Annotated in this window: 3 protein-coding genes, 4 tRNA genes and 1 pseudogene; 4 read left to right on the forward strand and 4 right to left on the reverse strand. The window is 39.8% G+C overall.

Annotated features, from left to right (window positions below):
* Positions 1–146 precede the first annotated feature (146 nt).
* The gene (locus CBG25_RS11645; protein ID WP_290606787.1) at positions 147–1,172 is read left to right on the forward strand and encodes a site-specific integrase; all 1,026 of its coding nucleotides are present in this window, start codon (positions 147–149) and stop codon (positions 1,170–1,172) included.
* Between the two features lie 55 nt (positions 1,173–1,227).
* On the opposite strand, the gene CBG25_RS11650 is transcribed toward CBG25_RS11645, so the two are convergent.
* Positions 1,228–1,303: transfer RNA gene (locus tag CBG25_RS11650), tRNA-Ala, on the reverse strand.
* A gap of 156 nt (positions 1,304–1,459) precedes the next feature.
* Positions 1,460–2,884: a glutamate--tRNA ligase gene (gene gltX, locus CBG25_RS11655; RefSeq protein ID WP_290606789.1), complete on the reverse strand. Its 1,425-nt coding sequence runs from the start codon at positions 2,882–2,884 to the stop codon at positions 1,460–1,462.
* Between the two features lie 309 nt (positions 2,885–3,193).
* Between gltX and CBG25_RS11660 the strand changes: the two genes are divergently transcribed.
* The 3 genes from CBG25_RS11660 (at position 3,194) to CBG25_RS11670 (ending at position 3,507) form a co-directional block, all read left to right on the forward strand.
* Positions 3,194–3,269, forward strand: a tRNA-Val gene (locus CBG25_RS11660).
* A gap of 26 nt (positions 3,270–3,295) precedes the next feature.
* Positions 3,296–3,371, forward strand: a tRNA-Val gene (locus CBG25_RS11665).
* Between the two features lie 60 nt (positions 3,372–3,431).
* Positions 3,432–3,507: transfer RNA gene (locus CBG25_RS11670), tRNA-Lys, on the forward strand.
* Positions 3,508–3,538: 31 nt separating this feature from the next.
* Here CBG25_RS11670 and CBG25_RS11675 read toward each other — a convergent pair.
* Positions 3,539–4,186 (reverse strand): annotated as a pseudogene (locus CBG25_RS11675) (site-specific integrase); the annotation flags it as partial.
* Positions 4,187–4,357: 171 nt separating this feature from the next.
* A partial coding sequence (locus CBG25_RS11680; RefSeq protein WP_290606793.1) for an ATPase, T2SS/T4P/T4SS family occupies positions 4,358–4,775 on the reverse strand: 418 nt, incomplete at its 5' end.

Raw genomic sequence — 4,775 nt, forward strand, 5'->3', positions numbered from 1 at the left:
ACAATTAGAGATAAAGCCGTAAATGGAAAAATACCAGCATACAAGATTTTTGGTGAATGGCGCTTTAGCAGAAATGAAATTGATACTTTTATCCTGAACCAAAAAAATACGTATTGTAAAACAGAACAATATATAGGTGATCATATATGTCAAAGCAAATCGTTTCAACATACAAGCGTGGGGAAATTTGGTGGTACTCCTTCACAACGCCAAACAAGCAACGAATACGCAAGTCTGCTAAAACTACCAATCAGCAAGAAGCGAAGGAATTAGCAGCGCTAGAATATAATAGCTGTTGGCGAAATGAAAAATTAGGAGATGTAAGTTTTCATACATGGCAAGAAGCAGTGCTTTTGTGGCTTAATGAAAAACCCGAGCGCAAAGAAAATCGTAATATGCTATACGGACTTAGATGGCTAGATCAATACCTAGGTAAAACCAAGCTCATTGACATTAACAAATACTTAATTGATGAAATCAAAAAAACAAAACAAATCTCAGGAGTAAAAAATCGTACTGTAAATGCAGTATTACAACAAATTAGAGTTGTGCTTAAATGTGCATATGAGCATGGATTGTTAGATAAAATACCGCCGATTAAATTGTTGAAAGAACCAACCAGAAGAATACGTTGGTTAACAGAATATGAAGAAAAACGTTTAATGGTAGAACTACCGGATCATCTGAAGCCTATTGTTAACTTTGCTTTGAATACAGGGTTACGTATGTCCAATATTACAAATTTAAAGTGGTCACAGGTTGATATGGATAGACGCCAAGCCTGGATTCATGCAGATGAATCAAAAACAAACCAGGCTATTGGCATTCCTCTGAATCAAGCTGCTTTAACAATAATACGGGAACAGCAAGGACATCACAGAGAGTATGTTTTTACTTATCAAGGGAATAGAATAAAAAACGCAGATGCTAAAGGATGGCGAAAAGCAGTTTATCGAGCTGGGCTGGGAGATTTTCATTTTCATGACCTGCGCCACACATGGGCAACTCGCCACATAATGGCAGGAACTCCACTATACGTTTTACAAGAGCTGGGAGGCTGGAGCAAGGCAGACACCGTACGTAAATATGCACACCTTTTAGCACAATTTCTGCAGCAACACGCTGAACGCATAGTCACTAGTAGCACAAATTTGACACAGAATAAAAATTAAAAAAAATAAGAGATTTACTTTATTTCTCTTATCTTATTGAATAAGTTAAAAAATTTGGTGGAGCTAAGCGGGATCGAACCGCTGACCTCTTGCATGCCATGCAAGCGCTCTCCCAGCTGAGCTATAGCCCCTACACAAAGTCGGTTAGACGGGCGGATAATATGCAAGCTGAATAAGACTGTCAATCGATTAATAGGAAAATAGTCTTTAACCGTTGAAAAAATGCTCATACAGCTTAGTGTGAAGAAAAAAGGCACAGTGAAATGTGCCGTTATGCTAAGCTAATTTTATTCGCTAACCCTATTTTCACGCTCATTAATATAAACCAAAGCGTTATCAATGCGTTTTAATGAACGATTTTGGCCAATGGCATGTACAGTGGCATCAACACTCGGTGATTGACCAGATCCTGTCACAGCGACCCGCAGAGGCATACCCACTTTACCCATCCCAATTTCCAGTTCTGTAGCTGTTGCTTCGATTGCATGATGAACATTTTCACATGTCCAGTTGCTAATAGCCGCCAATTTTGCCCGTACGGTTTCTAATGGTAAGCGCGCTATCGGGCGTAAATGTTTTTTAGCGGCGTCGCCGTCGAATGTAGCAAAATCCTGATAGAAATAGCGACATGAACTGGCTATTTCTTTTAAGGTCTTACAACGTTCGCCGAGAAGCTTAACTAAATCTGCTAAGCTTGGCCCAATTTGGGTATCAATACCTTGCTGTTCAATGTGCCATGCTAAGTGAGTAGCAACATATTCTGCCGGTAATGAATTGATATAATGATGATTCAGCCATAATAATTTGTCAGTATTAAAGGCACTGGCGGATTTATTAATTGCATCTAAGGAAAAATAACTGATCATTTCCTCGCGGTTAAAAATTTCTTGATCACCATGAGACCATCCGAGACGAACCAAATAGTTTAATAAGGCTTCTGGTAGATAACCGTCATCGCGGTATTGCATGACACTAACTGCGCCATGACGCTTAGATAATTTTTTACCATCATCACCCAAGATCATTGAAACATGAGCATATACAGGTATTGGCGCACCGAGAGCGGTTAATATGTTAATTTGCCGTGGGGTATTATTAATATGATCTTCACCACGGATCACATGGGTGATTTTCATATCCCAGTCATCAATAACAACACAGAAATTATAGGTAGGAGAGCCATCGGTGCGGCGTATAATGAGATCATCTAGCTCAAGATTGCTAAATTCAATTGGGCCACGGATTTGGTCTTCAAAAATAACAGAGCCTTGCTGGGGGTTGCGAAAGCGCACTACGTGAGGTTCATTCGGTGTATGGTTATGAGCATGCGAGCGGCAACAGCCATCGTAACGTGGTTTTTCGCCTTTAGCCATCTGTTCTTCACGTAAATTGTCTAACCGTGTTTTAGAACAGTAACAGCGATAAGCTGTCCCTGCACTAAGCATTTGATCGATAACTGCATGATAACGATCAAAGCGTCTAGTTTGATAGTAAGGACCTTCATCCCAATTTAAACTTAACCAGTTCATTCCATCCGTTATGGCGTCAATGGCTTCTTGTGTTGAACGCTCAAGATCGGTGTCTTCAATACGTAAGACAAACTCCCCGTTATTATGTCGACTATAAAGCCATGAATAGAGTGCGGTACGAGCACCGCCGACGTGAAGATAACCGGTTGGACTTGGTGCAAAACGGGTTTTTATTTTATTCATTAGGATTGCCTTAATGATCTTTTTTTATATTGAATCTAGTCTAGTGATAAATTTACAGTTGGTTATTTTATCACTGCAACTTAATTCCTCAATGCTGTTAGCGCGATAATGATACTTTATTTTGCTAATTTAATGGTAAAACTGCTTAATTTATGCTGATAGGAGCTAGACTAAATAAGTTTAAATAAATATTATTTAGTGTCGATAATATTTGGTGCATCTTGCTTAATTTTGCAACGAACGGATATTTTCCTTAGAATAACCGTTGACTCATGCAGAACTATCCCTATAATGCACCTCCATCACGACGGGCGATTAGCTCAGCTGGTAGAGCATCTCCCTTACAAGGAGGGGGTCATCAGTTCGAATCTGGTATCGCCCACCAATTATTGTGATGATTTAGTTATGATTGGGCGATTAGCTCAGTTGGTAGAGCATCTCCCTTACAAGGAGGGGGTCATCAGTTCGAATCTGGTATCGCCCACCATTCATCCAAAAAATAAGCATTATTTGTTTAAATTATTTATGCTGTGTTTTGCTATTAATAGGGTCGTTAGCTCAGTCGGTAGAGCAGTTGACTTTTAATCAATTGGTCGCAGGTTCGAATCCTGCACGACCCACCAATTAAAACAAGAAATTACAGTTAATGACATCTCATGTAACTTTCTTAAGTGTCATATTAGTGACATGAAATCCAAGTATGGCATCAATGTTTTTAGCATGTTCTTGCAAGTGTGCAGGGGATAAATGAGCATACCTTTTCACCATTTGTATACTTTCCCATCCCCCCATTTCTTGCAATGCTGGTAGAGGCACACCAGACTGGATTAACCAACTCGCCCAAGTATGCCTCAGATCATGAAATCGAAATCCTTCGATCCCTGCTTTCATCATGGCAGACTTAAATGCTTTGTTAGCATCAGTTCTCATTGGTATCATATCAATCACGCCGTTTAATTTTCGCTCTCTGACAAAAACATACTGCCTATGTCTACCTATCTGAGCATGGATAATTTGACAAGCGGTATCGTTGAGCGAAACGCCAATTGCGCGAAAATTTTTTGACTGGTCAGGGTTAATCCAAGCTACCTTACGAACCAAATCAACCTGTGACCATTCTAATTCTAGAATGTTGGATCTGCGCAAACCCGTAGCCAGAGCAAATGTTATTACTGGCTTGAGATAATCAACTGCATTATAAATCAAGGCATGAGCTTGCTCTTTTGTAAGCCACTGAATTCTGGATTGTCTAGGAGGTAACGCCTTTATATATGGTGCATTTTTCAACCATCCCCATTCATTAAGCCTGTTGCTCAATAGCAAAATTAATTGTGACTTACAAAAAAACCAGCCATTGATGATAAAATAATCAATTTTTGAATTAAAAATGACCCATATAAGATCAAAAAATAACCTATTTTTGTGTTTTTTAGATGTATCTAACTTGTTTTTATTGAAAGCAGTTTTATTTCACTATTGAGCAACAGGCTTAAGGATATTCAGGCCATCATTTGCGTGAAGTGTCGTCATCAGCAGATGCCCGGTCATGGCCGCTTTCAGTGCGGTGATGGCAGATTCCAAATCGCGGATTTCACCGTTTAAAATCGCATCCGGATCGCATCGCAAGGCATAGGCCATCGATAGCAGCCATGCGCGTTTGATTTCTTCGGTGTTTTTCTTATCAGCGATGATCGGCGTCTGGATTGCGCCATAAATTCGGCCTTCGGGGGGGTCTTCAATGGTTAACAGTCGCCGTATCGGTAATTTGTTGATATAGCCCCATAGTGTCGCTACCAATGTAAAAATGATCCACTTGCTAATGTAAAACTGATCCACCAAGAGTAAAAATGGCAGTTTTAAGGTACTGCCGATGATAACATTGGAGATCAGA

The sequence above is a fragment of the Arsenophonus sp. ENCA genome (genome assembly GCF_002287155.1).
Lineage (GTDB): Bacteria > Pseudomonadota > Gammaproteobacteria > Enterobacterales > Enterobacteriaceae > Arsenophonus > Arsenophonus nilaparvatae.